The organism is Lysinibacillus sp. BNK-21, assembly GCF_048684915.1.
GTDB classification, from domain to species: domain Bacteria; phylum Bacillota; class Bacilli; order Bacillales_A; family Planococcaceae; genus Lysinibacillus; species Lysinibacillus capsici.
Map to the genome: position 1 here is coordinate 4,111,648 of NZ_JBLQTS010000001.1, position 19,294 is coordinate 4,130,941.

General features: G+C 37.3%; 15 protein-coding genes. 3 read left to right on the plus strand and 12 right to left on the minus strand.

Going from position 1 to position 19,294, the window contains the following annotated elements:
* Positions 1–66: 66 nt before the first annotated feature.
* On the minus strand, positions 67–963 hold the full coding sequence (locus tag ACMGGO_RS20720) for a DMT family transporter (RefSeq protein WP_259949294.1): 897 nt from the start codon (positions 961–963) through the stop codon (positions 67–69).
* A 186-nt stretch (positions 964–1,149) separates the two neighbouring features.
* Here ACMGGO_RS20720 and ACMGGO_RS20725 point away from each other — a divergent pair, with 186 nt between their 5' ends.
* Complete coding sequence (locus ACMGGO_RS20725) at positions 1,150–3,171, plus strand: EAL domain-containing protein (RefSeq protein WP_054549078.1); 2,022 nt, start codon at positions 1,150–1,152, stop codon at positions 3,169–3,171.
* A gap of 46 nt (positions 3,172–3,217) precedes the next feature.
* Here the strand turns inward: ACMGGO_RS20725 and ACMGGO_RS20730 are convergent, their stop codons facing one another.
* Both ACMGGO_RS20730 and ACMGGO_RS20735 read right to left on the minus strand, forming a co-directional pair.
* A complete protein-coding gene (locus tag ACMGGO_RS20730) occupies positions 3,218–3,694 on the minus strand; it encodes a threonine/serine exporter family protein (RefSeq protein ID WP_081010948.1) in 477 nt (158 codons plus the stop codon).
* A gap of 12 nt (positions 3,695–3,706) precedes the next feature.
* Positions 3,707–4,459, minus strand: coding sequence for a threonine/serine exporter family protein (locus ACMGGO_RS20735; protein WP_288583040.1), 753 nt, complete (start codon positions 4,457–4,459; stop codon positions 3,707–3,709).
* Positions 4,460–4,797: 338 nt separating this feature from the next.
* Here ACMGGO_RS20735 and ACMGGO_RS20740 point away from each other — a divergent pair, with 338 nt between their 5' ends.
* On the plus strand, positions 4,798–6,207 hold the full coding sequence (locus ACMGGO_RS20740) for a polysaccharide deacetylase family protein (RefSeq protein ID WP_420282219.1): 1,410 nt from the start codon (positions 4,798–4,800) through the stop codon (positions 6,205–6,207).
* A 223-nt stretch (positions 6,208–6,430) separates the two neighbouring features.
* Here the strand turns inward: ACMGGO_RS20740 and ACMGGO_RS20745 are convergent, their stop codons facing one another.
* The 6 genes from ACMGGO_RS20745 to ACMGGO_RS20770 all read right to left on the minus strand — a co-directional run bounded on the left by ACMGGO_RS20745 (position 6,431) and on the right by ACMGGO_RS20770 (position 14,174).
* Positions 6,431–7,273, minus strand: coding sequence for an IS3 family transposase (locus tag ACMGGO_RS20745; protein ID WP_066038259.1), 843 nt, complete (start codon positions 7,271–7,273; stop codon positions 6,431–6,433).
* Positions 7,270–7,776, minus strand: coding sequence for a helix-turn-helix domain-containing protein (locus ACMGGO_RS20750; protein ID WP_066038258.1), 507 nt, complete (start codon positions 7,774–7,776; stop codon positions 7,270–7,272). Before ACMGGO_RS20750 ends, ACMGGO_RS20745 begins: the two co-directional genes overlap by 4 nt.
* A 290-nt stretch (positions 7,777–8,066) precedes the next feature.
* Complete coding sequence (locus ACMGGO_RS20755; protein WP_420282220.1) at positions 8,067–10,166, minus strand: beta-propeller domain-containing protein; 2,100 nt, start codon at positions 10,164–10,166, stop codon at positions 8,067–8,069.
* A gap of 127 nt (positions 10,167–10,293) precedes the next feature.
* Positions 10,294–11,487, minus strand: coding sequence for an acyl-CoA dehydrogenase family protein (locus ACMGGO_RS20760; RefSeq protein WP_048393298.1), 1,194 nt, complete (start codon positions 11,485–11,487; stop codon positions 10,294–10,296).
* A gap of 9 nt (positions 11,488–11,496) precedes the next feature.
* Complete coding sequence (locus ACMGGO_RS20765) at positions 11,497–12,669, minus strand: saccharopine dehydrogenase family protein (protein ID WP_048393296.1); 1,173 nt, start codon at positions 12,667–12,669, stop codon at positions 11,497–11,499.
* Between the two features lie 26 nt (positions 12,670–12,695).
* Positions 12,696–14,174, minus strand: a complete 1,479-nt coding sequence (locus tag ACMGGO_RS20770; protein WP_004229708.1) for an aldehyde dehydrogenase family protein — start codon at positions 14,172–14,174, stop codon at positions 12,696–12,698.
* A gap of 579 nt (positions 14,175–14,753) precedes the next feature.
* Between ACMGGO_RS20770 and ACMGGO_RS20775 the strand changes: the two genes are divergently transcribed.
* The gene (locus tag ACMGGO_RS20775) at positions 14,754–15,554 is read left to right on the plus strand and encodes a TIGR00266 family protein (protein WP_004229711.1); all 801 of its coding nucleotides are present in this window, start codon (positions 14,754–14,756) and stop codon (positions 15,552–15,554) included.
* 38 nt (positions 15,555–15,592) lie between these two features.
* On the opposite strand, the gene ACMGGO_RS20780 is transcribed toward ACMGGO_RS20775, so the two are convergent.
* The 3 genes from ACMGGO_RS20780 to ACMGGO_RS20790 form a co-directional block, all read right to left on the minus strand.
* Entirely contained in the window at positions 15,593–16,555 is a 963-nt protein-coding gene (locus ACMGGO_RS20780; protein ID WP_004229713.1) for a 2-hydroxyacid dehydrogenase, read from the minus strand.
* A 215-nt stretch (positions 16,556–16,770) separates the two neighbouring features.
* Complete coding sequence (locus ACMGGO_RS20785; protein ID WP_048393294.1) at positions 16,771–18,063, minus strand: globin-coupled sensor protein; 1,293 nt, start codon at positions 18,061–18,063, stop codon at positions 16,771–16,773.
* A 295-nt stretch (positions 18,064–18,358) separates the two neighbouring features.
* Complete coding sequence (locus tag ACMGGO_RS20790; RefSeq protein ID WP_175400802.1) at positions 18,359–19,195, minus strand: undecaprenyl-diphosphate phosphatase; 837 nt, start codon at positions 19,193–19,195, stop codon at positions 18,359–18,361.
* Positions 19,196–19,294 lie beyond the last annotated feature (99 nt).

The following is a 19,294-nucleotide window of genomic DNA, read 5'->3' on the forward strand; positions in this document are numbered from 1 at the left end:
ATTCTTTCCCCCTTGTTGGTAGATAAAATTTAATGATAGTTAAAAACTACTAACACTATAGTATATTTATGCTTTTTCTCCTGCTATAGAAAGCCAGGTTACACAAACAAGCATAACGAATACTCCTATTAATTGCCAAAAACCTAAAGAAGTACCGAAAATAATAACAGAGATCACCATTGCTGTTAATGGTTCAATACTAGAAAGAATGCTCGTTTCAACTGCCGTAATGTATTTCATACTACTTAAAAACAATATAAAAGCTACTGTTCCAAAAAATATTAAAGCAACTAATAACATTAAAATTTTAAAATCTACTAGAACAACCCATTGAGTGGACTGCTGCCAAACACGGCTTACTAAGCCCAAAGTGAAGCCACCCACCAGCATCCCCCAGCCCACTACTAAAAGCACACTCCATTCCTTCATTAAGCGTGCAGGATACAAGGTGTAAAATGCAAATGTTAAGCCTACTCCTATTCCCCATATCAAGGCTTTTGGACTAATAAGTAAACTTTCAAATGATGCATTCGTTAGTAACAGAAATAACCCTATAAGGGTACCAATAATACCTAACACTTGATATTTTGGTGGCCATTTCTTTAAACTAAGAGAGACATACGCGACAACAAATATTGGCGCTAAAAACTGTAGTAAGGTAGCAAGCACAGCATTACTTTCATTAATTGCAGCAACAAATGTAAATTGGACACCAAGCATACCTGCAATACCAAAAACTATGAGTTGCCTCCCCCATAGCTTGTGCTGCCAAATTCCAAAAATATTTTTTCCTGTTAACAATAAATATGTAAGTAGTAATATACCTGCAACCGATAAACGGATTGTTAACATAAAGGATACAGTCAAAGGTGTATGATTAAGCAACCACTCCATTAAAGGGCCAGTTGCTCCCCATAACATAGCACCCGAGACGATAAATATTATTCCTTTTAAACGTTTCATACCAATCCTGCTTCCTATATACGTACTAAAAATTGTTACTTTTCTTCAAATCATTTCTTATATTTCACTAGAAAAGTCCTATTAATTTTTACTATCAAATATTTACAAATATATTCATAATGACTAATTCCCGATTATTATCTATAATATTAGTATATATTGATTACCCAAGGAGATCGAATAATCATGAGTCATATGCATAAATCATTTACGATTGATGAACATTATTTAAATTCACTTCCTTTTCCTGCAATTATCATTAATCAAGATGGACAAGCAACAGTCTGGGGAAAGAGTGCTGAACATCTGATTGGCTTATCAGCTAATGATATTAAAGGAAATACTACTCCATCTATACACGAAAATCTACTGCGTCAGCTTCCTGTCGAAACACTTCAATCTATTTTACAAAATGAGGACAGTACGTATCTAGAAAAAATTCAAGTACACACAACTTCAAATGCAGAAATAACAACAGCTCTGCTAGCTAAACCTTTTACAGATGAGGGAGAACGTTTTATTCTATTGATTTTTATGCTCCCAGAATTAATGACGCAGGCTATCTCTCAATGCAATACCTTTGTAAACCTTAAGCAAGGTTTAGATGCAACCTTTATGACTGTTACACTCGATCACGATGGATTTATCTTGGAATGTAATAATGAATTTCTAAAAACAAGCCAATGGACCCCAAAGCGTGTTATCGGCAAAACCTTTTGGCAACTGTTCCCTGATAATGAAATGAGTGAAAAAATAACACATACGATCTGGCGTAATTTAAATAATGGTCATACATGGCAAGGAGAAGTTGAAAAAATTACAAAAACGGGGCAATCCTATTGGGTGCTACTAACGGCTATCCCCCTCGTTAATCTTGAAACAAATGAACAACAGTTTATCCTAATTGAAAAGGATGTAACTAAATCAAAAACGATTCAACACCAACTTGAAAAAATTGCTTACATCGATACAGAAACTGGTTTGATGAATGCACATCGACTTGAAAAAGTAATCACCAATATGATTGACGATGAGAGACACTTTTCATTTGTTTATCTAAGTATTGATAAATTTTATACACTTAAAGAATTACATGATCAACAAATCGATCAAAGCCTTATTGTTGAATTTACAAATCGTATAAAAATGTATTTCCAAGATAGCACGATGGCTCGTATAAATGAAAATGATTTTGTTGTCATTACGCCTTTAAGTGAATGGTTTATTCAAGGCTTTTTATCTTACTTACAACAACATCCGATTTATAGCGGCAATATTGCTGTACCAATTTCTATTAGTGGTGGCATAACTAGATATCCTGAGGATCAATCAACATTCTCTCAGCTTATGAAGGCATCCATTGCTACTATTTCAACAGTCCGTGAGGCTGGCGGAGATAAAATTGTTTCTTTATCAACAGCAACACATAAAGCTTTAAATCGTAAAGCATTAATTGAAAAGCGCTTACTCCAAGCACTTGACCAAAAGAACTTGAAGGTACTCTATCAGCCACAAATCGATGTGTATTCTGGAAAAGTTACTGCTGTTGAAGCACTTGTACGTTGGGAAGATGAGGTCATAGGTGTCGTAACGCCTGATGAGTTAATTCCTATCGCTGAAGAAACAGGCCTAATTAATAATATTGGGTCCTTCATGCTGGAAAAGGCTTGTGAACAAGCATTACTTTGGAAAAAGGCTGGCTATGATTTAAAAGTATCTATTAACTCTTCTGTACGCGAATTCCGTGATAAGAATATGGCAAAATCTATACTTGAAATGATTACAAAAACAGGTTGTCCAGCGAACCTATTACAAATCGAGATTACTGAAAAATTTGCTTTAGAAGCTGAAGCCGCAACGTCTATTGCACAGCAAATGCGTAAGCTTGAAAACGAAGGCATTTCTTTTGTATTAGATGATTTCGGTACTGGCTACGGCTCATTTAGATATATGCAAATTTTACCAATAAGTACATTAAAAATCGATCAAACGTTTACAAATTCACTCTTAAAATCCGAAAAGAGCCAAAAGCTTATGAATGGTATGGTACAACTAGGTAAATCCATGGAATTGAAAGTGGTCGCTGAAGGTGTAGAAACAGCTGAACAAGCAGATCTATTAATCACTTACGGCTGCGATGCCATTCAGGGCTATTATATTAGTAAACCTGTTACACCTGAAGAGATTGAACTATTACTGACAAAATAACAATAATGAAGAAGGAGGCTGCGTTTATTTAGCACGCAGTCTCCTTCTATTTTTTATAAACCTTTTGTAATTTTACTTTACTGGAACGAACTGAGCGGAATATGAGTTGGATAATTACTTCTGCAAAAACTAGTCCAATAACAATAGCACCTGTAATTAAAAATGCCTTTAAGCCATATTGCAAGCCTTGTAAGTAATCATCTTCTACCACATTTCTCATTGCATTATAAGCCATGCCCCCTGGTACTAATGGTATAATTCCCCCAACAATAAAAATAATCATGGGTATTTTAAAGCGTCGGGCATATAAATGAGCAACGATGGCAATGACAAATGAGCCAAAGAAAGAAGCTTTGACAACATCCATGCCTTGCTCTGTTAGAACATAGTATATAATCCAGCCAATTACCCCAACGAGTCCGCAATGAAGTAGTGTTTTTCTAGGAACATTAAAAATAATGGCAATCCCAGCTGTCGCAAAAAAACTAACTATTAATTGTATAATAATGTCCATCATCTGCATATTATCCGCCTCCTAAAATCCTAGTGTGACGGCGATTGCTGCACCAATAGCAAAGGCTGTTAAAAAGGCCTCTGCTCCCTTTGCCATCCCTGACATAAAATGACCTGCCATTAAATCACGAACAGCATTTGTAATCAAAATACCTGGTACTAGTGGCATGACGGAACTAATAATAATTTTATCAAGTTCAGTACCATAACCATACTTTACTGCAAAGAAGGCAACAAAGCCGAGGACGAGTGATGCAGTAAATTCAGAAAAAAACTTTACCCTTGTTAAATGATTAATGAATACAAGTACTAGGAAACCGAGCCCGCCTGCCAAAAAAGCTATCGGAAAATCCGACCATCCACCCTTAAACATAATAAGGAAACAACCACTAGCAAGCGCAGCTGCTAAAACTTGTAAATAAGTTGGTAAAAAATAATTTGTTTTTTGTATCGACTTTAGCTCGTCATAAGCTTCTTCTAATGTTATGATTTGAGATGTGAGTCTACGAGATACTGAATTTACCAAGGCGATTTTTTGCAAATCTGTAACCCTACTGGGAATTGATGTAATTCTTGTTGGCTGTGTCTTGCCTAACGAAAAAATGATGCCCGTTGGCGTGGCATAACATTGAGCATTTGGCATATTTTGAGAATGTGCCATACGCAGCATCGTATCCTCGACGCGGTATGTTTCTGCACCACTTTCAATCATAATGCGTCCTGCAAGCAATAAACAGTCAATCGTAAGTTCATTATCCGCATCTTGTAAGACCATTGCAGCTATCTGCCTCCTTCAAAAGGTTCCTTGCCAATATTAACGAACTGCCAATAAAAACTCAACTGAAAATTTTTTCTTAAGCAATGGATTATCTTTCAATTTATTTTTACAGTTACACTAATATTACGCATGTGTTTTTTCTATTTTAGTAGGTATTTTACAACCTCTTAAATAGAAGTACAACTACAATTAATTCGCTAATTCTTGAAGAAAAAGCGATCTTAATAAATTTCCACATAATTACATAAAAAGATTCTAGATTTGTATAACTTTTTTAATGACTGGCACGTCTGATTGTATAGAAAATAAAAAAAGAGGGGAGCGTATCCAAAACCATGCAGGAACGCAGAAAAAGACGCGGTCCAATAATTGATTTCTTATTACTTAGCCTTATTGTGACCTTAACAACTATTATACTTTTTATCATCCTTTCAAAGGATGACTTTAAGTTTCAAAAGATTAGTGCTTCAAAAGAATCCGAGACGGAATCGGTGAATAGTCATTTATCGACCGAAAGTTCTGCGTTTCCAGGCATACGTATTGTTACAGACGTTTCAAATGACAAACGAACACCATTTGCTATACATTACCCACAAACAGATAACGAGGTTTTTAATGATGCCGTATTACAATACATATCGGATTCAAAAGAAAACTATCTAACATCGATGAAGAAAAATAAAGATACAGATGCTATGGGTGAATTAAATATTAGTCTAGAAACTTTTCCGTACCGAGAGCATTACTATTCCTTTGTGCTAACAAAAATGCTATATGTAGGTGGAGCCAATCACGAAGTCTCCACAAAAACATTCTTCATTAACAACGAAACGGGCGAACAAATTACAATCCAAACGCTCTTACAAAATGATGAGAATAACTTATCTACGTTGGCTGTAAACGTCCGAAAAGATTTGCAAAAAAACCTCCAATTAAAGGATGAGCTTTTCAACGATGAACTATTAAAAGCTACCGAACCAAAATGGTCTAACTTCAATCGCTTTGCTATTGTTGATGATTCATTACAAATCTATTTCGATGAATATGAGATTGCTAGTGGAGCAGCAGGTACCCCAATAGTGAAACTACCCCTTTCGCTTATTAACCCTTTGTTAGCCTCCGAATTTCAAATCGCAATGGAAAATGTAAAACCAATTAATCCACCACCAACTGGTGATCCGAATAAAAAACGTATTGCTTTAACATTTGATGATGGACCACATCCAAAAGTGACGGAGCAAATTTTAAATATTCTTGATAAGTATCACGCAAAGGCTACTTTCTTCATGCTCGGTAGTCGTGTACAATACTATCCTGACATCGTAAAAGATGTTCTTGCGCGCGGTCATGAAATTGGAAACCATTCGTGGAACCACCCTGTCTTAACAAAGCTTACGCAGGAACAAGTGATGAAAGAATATAACACGACTGCCACTGAAATTGAGAAGGCAATCAATCAAGATGCCACAGTTTTTAGACCACCATACGGTGCAACTAATGACACAATTAATGCCGAGATTCCTATCCCTGTTGTGCTATGGACAATTGATACATTGGATTGGAAACATCGAAATGCACAGCAGCTATTGCCACACGTAAAAAATAATTTACACAATAATGCCATTGTCTTAATGCATGATATTCATCAATCCACTGCAGACGGACTTGACGCTGTTCTTGCCTATTTACAAGAGCAGGGCTATGAATTTGTGACTGTATCCGAGATACTGCCATATCGACAATAGTAATTAACAAAAAGTCCAATGAATTTCTCATATTCATTGGACTTTCTTTTTGGTTGAAAAAGATGATGTCAACGGCAGAAAAAGCAACTTTGCAAGGCGAGAGGTTGACTTCTGTTCCGCCAGCGTCCTTTCCAGGGCGTCCGATGAGCCGCTTCACTCACCTACGTTCATCCAGGGTCTCATCTGTGACGCTAATGATCTGACCCCAAAAATATAAACTTTTTTACGAAGCTTTTCGATACTCAACGGGACTTTTTCCGTTGAGTTTTCTTTTAATCCGCTCATGATTGTAATAGTAAATATAATCTGCTAATGCTTTTGTAAATTCTACATAGTTTTTAAACGTAGTTGTGTACAGAAATTCTGATTTCAGAATACCAAAAAAGCTTTCTATTACGGCATTATCTAAACAATTTCCTTTCCGTGACATACTTTGCTTGATTTCATGCGTTGTTAATAACGCTTTAAAACGGGGTATTTGATATAACCATCCTTGATCAGAATGAATGATTAAGCCACTCTTTTTCGATAACTTTGTATACGTAAACGCCTTTTTAAAAGACTGTTGAACTAACTCAAAATTAGGTGATTTTGATACCTCATATCCAACGATTTCTCGATTGAATAAATCTAATACAGCCGATACATAGATTTTTTGACCGTTTATTTTAAACTCTGTGACATCGGTTACCCATTTCTGATTGGATGCAGTGGCTTCAAAATCACGTTGGATGACATTCTCTGCGACATAGCCGACTGTCCCTTTATACGAACGGTATTTTTTAGGGCGTACCGTCCCTTTTAAGCCCAATTCTTGCATCAATCGTTGTACCGTTTTATGGTTGATGAAAAAACCTTCATTTCGGAGGGCAAGACAAATACGACGATAGCCATAACGCCCCTTATGGTGATGAAAAAGTGTCTGGATTCGTTCTTTGATCGCCTGATATTTATCTGGTTTTACCCATTTTTGAAGATGATAATAATACGTACTTTTCTTGATTTTTGCCACTTTTAATAGAGCTTGAAGTGGAAATTCCAGCCTTAGCTCATACACAGCTCTCATTTTTTCTTCGGTTTGAATGCTTCCTTTTCTTGAACTAAGGCTTTCAACTTTTTTAAATAGGCATTTTCCATCCGTAAATACTCAATTTCCGCTTTTAACTCTTCCGTTGTTTTTTCATTTAAATCGGACGAAGGTGGTTGTTTTTTTGGCATTGATTGGTGCTCCTTTTCTATTTGATAGAGCACCTTTCCAGCCTTGGACATCCACTGTTTTTTCCATCTCCGAATGGTTTCACGAGAAGGAATATTAAACTTCGCAGCAGTCTGAAGGAGCGAATCGCCCGTCTCTATCAGGTGTTGAATTACTTTTATTTTAAAAGAATCTTCGTAATTCGTGAACCCTTGAGGACGAATAATTCCTTCAATGCCATGGTATCGATATAATTCAATCCATAATCGAACGTACTGTCGATCCCTCTGTAATCTATTGGCAATCTGATACGTACTTTCCTTTTCTTCAATGTAAGCTAGAACTGCGGCTAACTTTTGTTCATCAGAAATCACTAACTGCACCCCCTGTATTAGATTTTTTAAGTCCAATATTTTGGGTGCAGTTCACTAAATTCCCTAGGAGTGACGCTGGCTCCACTCCAATCAACCATTCTGCAAATTGTCTTTACTTTTTCATAGTAGCATAGCGATCAAATAGCCCATTATCAGAGGATGATGGGTGACAACACCTCTTCATAAAGAATAATGAACACCTTCACTATATTTGAAAACCGTTGCTAAAGATACAGGATTGGAGTAGAAGGCTACTTGATACCTTTCAATTGACTGTTTTGTTTTTCTTATTATTTTATTGTTAATGTATCTAAAGGCTTGAAGTCATTTAACTGATAGCTTTTTATCTCGTTACGCGCTATTGTATACAGCGTATCATCTATATAGACAACACGTTGTACAACTTGCTCCCAATTTTCATAGGACTCATTATTATTACGATTGATTATATTTCCTTTCAATACTATCCCTTTCTCTGCAGTAATTTCATAAATTTGAGCACCTTGACCTTGATAGACAACTTCGTCTCCCTTACCTGCCTCATACAGTACTACAGGGAAGCCAAAATAGTTGTATTCCTTATTGCGGAATAGCGCTTTAGGATTGTATTGCACTTCAGAGGAAGAACCTTTCCCACCAATTTTTACGGTTGATTGTTCTTTCGGATTTCGGAAGTCTGATACATCGAATAGGGACATCTTCATATTGGTTGTCACAGTAAAATTACGTTTCGTATACGAATCATAGCGTTGCTCCGTATCATAACCAATACCAATTAAATGCGTATCATCTAATGGATGTAGGTAATTACTGAAGCCAGGAATCTTCAATTCCCCTAGTACAGCAGGCTTTTTCGGATTCGCTACATCAATGACAAATAGTGGATCCACTTGTTTAAATGTCACCACATATGCTTTTTCTCCCATAAATCTAGCTGAATATATCTTTTCTCCAGGCGCCATATCTTTTACTGCACCAAGCGGTTTTAAATGTTCATCCAAAATAAAGAGATGGTTATAGGAAGTACTTTTCTCATTCCACGTATTACCTTCTGTTGTAAAGATTCGGAAGTTCCCCTTATATTCATCCATTGAATACTGATTTAACACAGTTCCCTTTACTTCCGTACTTCCGACAAAGTTCAAAGTCGTTCCATCTACATTCCACTTGAAAATTTGAGTATCGGCTGACCTCGGTAACCAAATCATATCCATAACGCGCTTTTCTGATGAAACATCAATACTACTTTCATACATTGGTGTCGTTAAATACAGGGCATTCTCTGACATATAAAGACCACTACTTCCACCTAAGTACCCTTTCGTATTGGCAGTTGTCTTAGCTCCATTTTTTAAATCGACAGCTGTAATTAAACTATAGGTACCATCCATCGTATTTGGTAAGATTGAGATTTTTTCTAAAGGCAGACTTTGGTACTCTGTTCCTGCCATACTATCAAATGTTTTAGGCTTTAAATCGGTTTTATTGTCTTCTTGTAGCATCCAGTAATTTGGATACATATTACCGATTAAATATAATGTGTCATTCGTTATGCGAATATCCTGCAAGAAGCCTTCTTGCCCAACATCACGTACATGCTTTGGATTGCTTGGATTTGAAATATCATAAATTGAGGCTGTTACCATAGCTGTGCCTGCTTTTTCAATATATTGATCCCCGATGGCAATTAATAGATTGTCATATAGGGCAAGCTTAGAAATATATTGGGAATGTTTTAATTTGATACTTGTAGCCATCTTTAAATTCTTAGGATCTTTAGCATTCACCACTGTAATGCTCTGATCTTTTGCAGTGTAAATAAAGTCATCTTTTACCACTACAATGTCACCCTCTTCTACCCCCTCTACTTGATTATTAGTTGTAGACTCATTATTAGCTGTTGCTTTATCTTCACTTGCTGTACTTTGTAAGCTCTCTTCTTCTCTAATTTCTACTCTTTGAGTTGTTAACAACTTTTTAAAATACTGCTGTAACTCTTTCTCCGATTTAACGGCTGTTAATGTCTCGATAATTGTAAATGGAATTGTCTGTGAAGCTACATTCAGTCCGCCTTGTGCAAAGGCCTCCTTTTTTACATGCAATTGATAATTACCTGGTGCTAACTTTTTCACCACTATCGTTTTTTGATCTTCCAACAATTCAATTGTTGCAGGTACTTTGCTTCCTTTTTCCGTAGTGATATAGACATATTCCTCAGTTATTTTGTTTTTCTTTAAAGCAACTGAAAAAGATGCTTGCCAGTTTTGTGTTGCCATACTTGCGCTAGCCGCCTTTGCCGTCACATCTGTATTCACTATCAATGTAAAAATTCCAGGCACGATAGCTAGAACGATAATCAGCATAATTGCGAACCATTTACTTTTCATCATTTTTCCTCTCCTTCATATACTTGTTTATTAATTAGACTAGTAAAAAAGAGGAAAGTTACATTTTTCTGAAATTTTCTAAGTAAGTTGAGGCACAATAAAAAACGAGAGGGAAACACTTCCCTCTCGTCTATTCTTCAAATGGCCATTTAGGCAACATATTTTTTAATGGCTTATCTTGTCGTCTTCCCAATACATAATCTGCCTGCATAATAGTATGAATTTCGCGAGTCCCTTCATAAATGACTGGTGCTTTGGAGTTTCTTAAATAACGGGCAACTGGATACTCGTCTGAATAGCCATAGGCTCCATGAATCTGGACCGCATCATCCGCAGCCTTATTCGCAAAATCACAAGACTGCCATTTTGCCAATGATGTCTCTCGAGTATTTCGAACACCTTTATTTTTCAATTCTCCAACACGATAGACAAGGAGACGACTCATTTGATAGCCTGCTTCCATATTAGCAATCATTCGTCCGACAAGCTGATGCTCACCAATAGGTTTACCAAATGTCTCTCGTTCATGACAGTATTTCACACTAGCCTCTATGCAAGCTTGGATCAAACCAACAGCACCTGCTGCTACTGTAAATCGACCATTATCTAGCGCAGACATGGCAATTTTGAAACCCTCGCCCTCTTCACCAAGTCGGTTTTCAATTGGCACACGTAAATCTTCAAAAAAGAGCTCACCTGTATTACCAGCACGAATACCATATTTTCCTTTTATCGCTTTAGATGTAAAGCCAGCCATGGAACGTTCTACAATAAACGCACTAATTCCATGATGTTTTTTTGATTTGTCTGTATAGGCAAATACGATAAAGTGGTCTGCAATATCACATAAGGAGATCCACGTTTTTTGCCCATTGAGGATATAATGATCTCCATCACGGACGGCAGTTGTTGACATGGCAGCTACATCAGACCCAGCCCCTGGTTCTGTGAGACCAAAAGCTCCAATCCGTACACCTTTAGCTTGCGGAACAAGGTATCGCTGCTTCTGCTCTTCAGTCCCCCACTGCATTAAGGTCATGCTATTTAAACCTGTATGAACAGATACGGCTGTGCGAAATGCCGTATCTCCCCGTTCAAGCTCCTCACATACGATAGCAAGTGCATTATAATCCATGCCACTACCTCCGTATTGTTCAGGAACACAAACACCCATTAAGCCAAGCTCAGCAAGTCTGGACCAAATTTTAGCATCAAAGCCACCTTCAGCATCCCATTTAGCAATATAGGGAATGATTTCTTCATCAACAAACTGTCTTACTGTTTTTCTTAGCATTTCCTGCTCAGTGGACATTTCAAAGTTCATGGTCAGCACCTACCATTTCACAATCATAGCAGACTTATGTGATGTCTCTTTAATGACCACACCTCGTTTAGCCATCTCTTCAATATACGTATCACCTGGCACGATTGCTTCAGGCGGGAATACACCATGCTCTGTAATAGCACCGGCACCAATCATCTGAGCAACAACTGAAATCGTATTTGCCGTAGCACGGGCCATCGCTGTTTCATTAATTGTCATATCTTTTCGTACAACCATTTCATATTCATATGTCACCTGCTGTTGGGCCTTTTCACCTGCTACAATAACACGTAACAATACAGCATCAGGTTTTGAGCCCAATTCAAGCTTCTTTTTGAGTGCCTCTCGTACGACTGCACGAACAGGCACTTCTTGATTATCCACTTCTACCTTATTCGCAGAATCAAGGAAGCCTAAGTCTGCTAAAAGTTTAAATTTCTCAGCATGGCCTTTATAACGGATGGTTTTATATTCTAATGTGCGGACATTCGGGAATGTCTTATACAATGTGGAGATACCACCAGATGTATAAAATGCCTCAAGCACACCGAAATCATCAAAATAAATAGGTTCAACGCCTGATAGGGATGGAACTTCTTCAAGCTTGCCCTTCTGAATCGTTTTTGAAGGCTCAGTATAATGATCGAAAACGCCATCTAAAGAAAATACGCGTGTATAATGAAGCGGAGGCTTTGGCTCAGTTGGAATACCACCAACAAATAGTTTAATAGATTCTACTTCGTCTAATTTTGAAGCACCATAGCCCGCTAGAATATTGATCATGCCGGGAGCAACACCTAGGTCAGGAATGATTGTAACACCTTTTGCCTTTGCTTCCTCATGTAAATCTAATATCTTCTCTGTAACGCCACCGATATGACCACCTAAATCAACGGAATGGACGCCTGCCTCAATAGCTGCTCTTGCTACTCGTTCATTGAACGAATAAAACAATGCATTGACGGCAACATCCCCCTTCGAAATAACACTCATTAATGAATCGTCACGTTCTGCGTGTAGCTCTACCACTTCTACCTTATTTGTATCTAGCGTATCTACAAAGTCCTGTGCAACTTTTACATCGATATCACCTAAATACACACGCTCCACTTTATCGTTTTTTATTAAATCACGAGCTACCTCTTTCCCCATTAAACCTGCACCTAATACAACAACTTTCATCAAGAACATCCCCTTTCGTTGATCTGTTACTCTGTATCGATTTGTGCTCTTTGTAATTTACCGCTGTAGTCTACATAAATACTCTTCCACTCTGTGTATACATCTAGGGCTGCTACACCTGAATCACGGTGTCCATTTCCTGTCCCTTTAGTACCTCCGAATGGCAAATGGATTTCAGCACCTGTTGTGCCAGCATTTACATAAACAATACCTGTATCTAAATCACGTTGTGCGCGGAAAATTGTATTGACATCTTGGGAGAATATTGAGCTAGATAAGCCAAATTTCACACCATTATTTACTTCAATTGCTTCTTCCAAACTTGCCACTTCAATTAGAGATACGACTGGACCAAAGATTTCTTCTTGAGCAATAATCATGTCAGGCTTCACATTTGTAAACAATGTTGGCTCATAATAGAACCCTTTATCATAAGGTGGTTCATTTAGTATCCTGCCACCTGCTAATAATGTAGCACCCTCTTGTTTACCTATTTGTACATAGTGATTAATTTTTTCCAATGCTGCTTTATTAATCACTGGCCCGATTTTTACTCCCTCATCTAGACCATCCCCAATTGTGAGCTTTTGCATTTCATCTAAGAGACGTTTCTCTAATTGTTCTTTTACATCTTTATGCACAATGACTCGACTACATGCTGTACACCTTTGCCCAGCAGTACCAAATGCGCTCCATAAAATCCCTTCTGTAGCTAGCTGTAAATCAGCATCATTCATGACAATAACAGCATTTTTGCCACCCATCTCTAAAGAAACCTTTTTCAAATGCTTCCCGCCAAGCTCAGCTACTTTACTGCCCGTTGTTGTAGAACCTGTAAAAGAAATAACCTTGACGTCAGGATGTTCAATTAATGCTGTGCCTACTGTAGGTCCTGTACCAAATACGATATTAGCGACACCATCTGGTAAGCCTACTTCCTCAAAGATTTTACCCATTTCATAGGCCATCATTGGAGTCTCATTAGACGGTTTCCAAATGAATGTATTCCCTGCAACAATGGCAGGAAATGACTTCCATGTGGCGATAGCAACAGGGAAATTCCAAGGTGTAATGAGTGCTACAACGCCTATAGGTGCCCTTACACTCATAGCAAATTTATTGGCAAGCTCAGACGGTGTTGTTTCACCAAACAATCTACGTCCTTCACCAGCCATATAGTATGCCATATCAATTCCTTCTTGGACTTCTCCTCTAGCCTCTTCAATGACCTTGCCCATTTCTTTTGTTAAAACGGTCGCCAAATGTTCTTTTTTCTCTTTCATTTTTTGACCGATGGCATATAAATAATCTGCACGTTTTGGTGCTGGTATAAGTGCCCAGCTCTTTTGTGCTTGTTTAGCAACAGCTACAGCCTCGCCTACCTCATTCGAAGTAGAGCGTGGAATGGTAGCAAGCTGCTCACCGTTTGCAGGGTTCGTCACTGCTATACTTTGTAAATGTGAATGTGTGATCCATTTACCACCGATATAGTTTTTAATCTCCACTACATACACCCCCTGAAATACTCTATGATGCCTCAGCTGTTGTACCAGTCGTATTCCATAGGTATAAGTCTATGAATTTAACCAGAATCCATTTCGCCTTGGAATAATTGCGTCCGAGCAGTGGAATGTGCTTACACGTTTCACTATTCGTGACAGCTACCAGTGGCTTTATCTCCATACATCAATAGTTGCTCCCCACCAAAAGAAAAAATGTCTCATTAAGAATCTTGGAGTGAGCGGAGATAAAATATGTCAAAATTCCGAATTTTCAATATACACCACACCTTGTAATACTAGCATTTCAATAATAATCGGTGACAACTGCCAGAGGCTTTATTTCCACTTAACTTCCTTACCTCAATATAGAGGATGACTTCTAAATTTAGAAGCCTCTTAAGGTTATGTATATTCACAATACCCTTAGTTAAATGAAAATAAATAATACACATTCTAGTTTTTTATATTCGACATTTTCTAACTAATTCCCTTTTTTTCTAAAATATTTAATTTTCTATTGAAACCAATGTAACTTATAATCGTATACAATATCATTAAATTTATTTTTGGAGGAATCCCTTTATGAATAATCATGAAATTGACTACAAGTTATTTGGTGACGACATGCAATATGTGCAAGTTGAGCTTGACCCTCAGGAAACAGTTGTTGCAGAAGCAGGAGCGTTAATGATGATGGATGATTCGATCCATATGGAAACTATTTTTGGTGACGGCTCACGAGGTGGCTCACAAAGTGGTCTAATGGGTAAATTATTAGGTGCCGGAAAACGCCTAATAACAGGTGAGAGTTTATTCATGACAACATTCACAAACGTTGGCTCAGGTAAGAAGCATGTTTATTTCGCATCACCATACCCAGGGAAGATTATTCCGATGGATTTAAGCCAATTAAACGGTAAAATTATCTGTCAAAAAGATGCATTCTTAGCTGCTGCTAAAGGGGTCTCTGTTGGCGTTGAATTTCAGAAAAAAATTGGAGTAGGCTTCTTCGGTGGTGAAGGCTTCATTATGCAAAAGCTAGAAGGTGACGGCATGGCATTTGTTCATGCAGGAGGAGCCATTCATGAAAAAACATTACAACCGGGTGAAGTTTTACGTGTGGATACAGGATGTCTTGTAGCAATGACATCCAATGTGGATTACGATATTGAAATGGTTGGAGGCGTAAAAACAGCCCTGTTTGGAGGCGAAGGAATCTTCTTTGCTACATTACGTGGTCCTGGAACAGTGTGGGTACAATCATTACCATTTAGCCGTTTAGCCAGTCGTGTCTTTGCAGCTGCACCTATTTCGCAAGGTGGAGGCGGTCAATCTAAAGGTGAAGGCGGTATCGGCGGCTTATTCGATTTATTCAATAGATAAAAAAATGGAGCATATCTTTCACCGATATGCTCCTCTTTTTAATCAATTCGATTGGATATTGCCTTGCCTTGTCCATAAGCAGTCAAAGCTTTTACATTTAACATTAGCATAGCCGTTCTCGTTTCTAATGACGCGCTACCGATATGTGGCAGAGCTACTACATTTGGAAGTGTTAATAAGGGATGATCCATCGCAATCGGCTCTTGTTCAAACACATCTAGTCCTGCAGCCCAAAGCTTCCCATTTTTAAGAACATCGTATAGCGCATCCTCATCAATAATTCCACCACGTGAGGCATTAATTAATACCGCATCTTCTTTCATCAAAGCAAGTTCCTTTGCACCAATGAGTCCTTCCGTATCACTATTATAAGGTGTCATAATCACAACAAAATCAGATTGCTTTAATAGATCCTCCAGCGAAACATACTGGAAGCCATACATTTCTTCTGCTTCATGACGACGTCTGCGATTATTATACAAGATTTTCATATCAAACCCTTTTGCTCTTCTAGCAACAGCTTGGCCAATTCTCCCCATGCCAATAATGCCAATTGTGGCTCCTGAAACATCCTTGCCAACCAGTTGCATTGGATACCAGCTTTTCCATTTGCCCTCACGTAAATATCTTTCACTTTCTGGAATTCTACGAGCAGTTGCAAGCAGTAAGCCAAATACTAAATCCGCAGTTGTATTAGTTAAAACTCCAGGCGTATTTGTCGCCATAATGCCTCGTTTTTTTAAAGCCTTCACATCGATATTATTATATCCAACTGCTAAATTCGTCACTAATTTTAAGTTGGGTGCATGCGAAAGTAATTCTTCATCTACTTGGTCAGCTATCGTTACCCACAGTACCTCACAGTCAGCGACAGCTGCGAGCAATTTTTCACGTGGAATCACAATTTCTTCCTCATCCCATTGTGAGATTTCATAAAACTCCTGTAGCAGTTCAACAATATGTGTAGGAAACTTACGTGTTATAAATAATTTCTTTTTCATGCTCCAAACACCCCTCTACTCAATTCCCTAATTCGCCTATAGCGTAACACTTAAAACAAGCATTTTCTAGGGTTTTGTAATCTTCCTCTTTCTATAAAATTTGCTATTAGCTAATTCATCAGCCTCTTAGTTGATTTATCCATAAAATAAGACCTTTTATCCTAATTCACATACTAAAAAACTATGCATAGATAGTATGCATAGCTATATTTCTTTTAAAACTCTCTTATTGTTGTATTTAAGCGATTAGCCACCCTCGCTAATTCTTCCGAAGATTCACCAATCGATTCAATTATAGTAGCTAATTCAGATACTTGATTATCGACTTTTTGGAAATTTGAGATCGAAACTTCTACAGAACCCGAAATCGCATCAAAAGCTTTTAGAGATTCAGCATTACGTTCGATACTACTATTTACAAGCTCCTGTATGTTCTGAATTGCTTGTACAACTTGTGTTGTGATACCATTTGACGTCATGATTAACTCAGCAATCTGTTCAACAGAGCTTTTTGTTTGATCCGCAAGCTTGCGTACTTCGTTTGCAACAACTGCAAAGCCTTTACCATGCTCACCAGCACGTGCCGCCTCAATTGCAGAGTTTAACGCAAGTAAATTTGTTTGCCCAGAAATACTTTTCACAATTTCTACAACGGCATTTATTTTCGAAGAGGATGCATCTAATTGCTCCACCATATTTGCCATTTCAACGGTCTTATGATGAATCTTCCCTGTTTGCTCATTAATAGATATTATTTTAGTATAGCCTTCACTAGACACTTTTTGCATTGATTCTGCTTCATACATACTTTCCTTCAAAGAAGCGTTGACACGCTTTGCGCTATATACAAGTTCTGTTACTGTTTCAGTTGTAGTTTGTGATTGAACCTCTAATTGTGTAGAAATTCCGCCGATAACATCCTTTACATGGTCCCTAACATTATTGCGTTGTGTTTCAATTAGTATACTTGCATAACTATCGTATTCTTCTAAAACGATTTGTTGTTCAAAATTACATATTTTACTGATAGCATCACAAAACTTCTCTTCTTCGCCCTTTGGTAATCGTAGTTCATAGACTATTTTGCGAAGTGATTTCTCAAGTATTTGAAAAGCAGCTAAATACCACTTCGGATATAAATTAATCTTTACATGCATTTTGGCCACACGTCTTCGCTTTTCTAAAAAGGCTTCATCTATTCTCCCCTCAAACATTTCAATAATATGGTGACGTAATGTCTGTCGTAAACGTTCGCTGGAGCTATGTGATTGAATAACCTTTTGTAAGGCAGGAACACTTTCTATTGCATGATAAAATGCCGCTACCACTTCTACTACATTTCTTTCTACATATGGTTTTAAACTATTAATCAGCTGAAGATCATGCACACTTAACCCTACAAGATTTAATTGTAGTAAACGGTCTGGATCTTCTATAAAAATACCGATTGTTGTTTCATTGCTTATTTCAATTGTATTTTTCTTAGATCTATTGATAAGTTGAAACATTTTCTCCACCTCATATATTTAATCATATATCTTAATAAGTCTATATTCCTACTTTTTATAAAAAAACAACAAATAATTAGACACTTTATGTATCAATTATAATCTCAAAACATCTAAATGAACAATATGTAGGTAAATGTTGTCTAATATTATTATAATTCGCTATCAATTTATGCTTTAACATGATTCTTTATACTCATTTTCTATCAATTTATTGAAAAAAATGGATATATGATTCAATAATCTTAACGCAAAAAAAGCCACTGCTTCTTGAAGAAGAAGCGTGACTTATTGTTTACATGAAAATGATAACGCAAAGAACTGCTGCTAAAACTAAACGATAAATGGCAAAAGGCATTAATTTTACCTTTGAAATAAGCGCTAAGAAAAACTTAATGGACAATAATGCAAAGACGAACGAACTAATGAATCCTACAGCATAAAAGCCAAAATAGTCCATTGATAAAGTATCCCAGTTTTTCAAAACGGATACGAGGCTAGCTCCTGCCATGATTGGCACAGCCATAATGAATGTAAAATCGGCTGCAACACGGTGACTCATACCAAATAGTACCCCACCCGAAATCGTTGCACCTGAACGAGAAAAACCTGGCCATAGTGATAGGCATTGTACAAGTCCTACCTTAAATGCTAAACCATAAGAAATCTTATCTAAAGAATCAACTTTTGGTTTTCTCGGTGCCAACTTATCTGCAGCAATCATCAGAATTGCTCCTGCCACTAGTGCATAAACAACATGCTCTACTTTAAAAAGATGGTCGTCAATAAAATCCTTGAATGCAAAACCTAAGACAACTGCTGGTAGCATACCAACAATAACATGCAATAAGTTAAAGCGGCCATTTATGGACTTAGCTTGACCTTCAATTTTATATAAACCAACTAAGCTTAGCATACGTTTCCACATAACTACGATAACCGCTAATATGGAACCAAGTTGTACAACAATTTTAAATGTGTTGGCAGGATATTTCCCTAAAAACTCCTCAGTCTTTAACCACATATCATCCACGATAATCATATGTCCCGTAGAAGATACTGGTGCAAATTCTGTCATACCCTCGACAAAGCCTAATATTAATGCTTTTAATAACTCTATAATTTCCACCATGTCACCTTACCTTTTTTAATCAAATACCCACTTATTATAAAATACTAAGTTTTTATATACTACTGCCTTTTCACCTAAGAAGCCGATTGTTAGATTATC

Excerpts from the sequence above, each read along its gene's own strand:
- ACMGGO_RS20790 (WP_175400802.1), bottom strand. The coding sequence starts at position 19,195 with ATGGTGGAAATTATAGAGTTATTAAAAGCATTAATATTAGGCTTTGTC.
- ACMGGO_RS20730 (WP_081010948.1), bottom strand. The coding sequence starts at position 3,694 with ATGCAGATGATGGACATTATTATACAATTAATAGTTAGTTTTTTTGCG.
- ACMGGO_RS20725 (WP_054549078.1), top strand. The coding sequence starts at position 1,150 with ATGAGTCATATGCATAAATCATTTACGATTGATGAACATTATTTAAAT.
- ACMGGO_RS20740 (WP_420282219.1), top strand. The coding sequence starts at position 4,798 with ATGCAGGAACGCAGAAAAAGACGCGGTCCAATAATTGATTTCTTATTA.
- ACMGGO_RS20785 (WP_048393294.1), bottom strand. The coding sequence starts at position 18,063 with ATGTTTCAACTTATCAATAGATCTAAGAAAAATACAATTGAAATAAGC.
- ACMGGO_RS20735 (WP_288583040.1), bottom strand. The coding sequence starts at position 4,459 with ATGGTCTTACAAGATGCGGATAATGAACTTACGATTGACTGTTTATTG.
- ACMGGO_RS20760 (WP_048393298.1), bottom strand. The coding sequence starts at position 11,487 with ATGAACTTTGAAATGTCCACTGAGCAGGAAATGCTAAGAAAAACAGTA.
- ACMGGO_RS20775 (WP_004229711.1), top strand. The coding sequence starts at position 14,754 with ATGAATAATCATGAAATTGACTACAAGTTATTTGGTGACGACATGCAA.
- ACMGGO_RS20765 (WP_048393296.1), bottom strand. The coding sequence starts at position 12,669 with ATGAAAGTTGTTGTATTAGGTGCAGGTTTAATGGGGAAAGAGGTAGCT.
- ACMGGO_RS20780 (WP_004229713.1), bottom strand. The coding sequence starts at position 16,555 with ATGAAAAAGAAATTATTTATAACACGTAAGTTTCCTACACATATTGTT.
- ACMGGO_RS20745 (WP_066038259.1), bottom strand. The coding sequence starts at position 7,273 with ATGAGAGCTGTGTATGAGCTAAGGCTGGAATTTCCACTTCAAGCTCTA.
- ACMGGO_RS20720 (WP_259949294.1), bottom strand. The coding sequence starts at position 963 with ATGAAACGTTTAAAAGGAATAATATTTATCGTCTCGGGTGCTATGTTA.
- ACMGGO_RS20755 (WP_420282220.1), bottom strand. The coding sequence starts at position 10,166 with ATGATGAAAAGTAAATGGTTCGCAATTATGCTGATTATCGTTCTAGCT.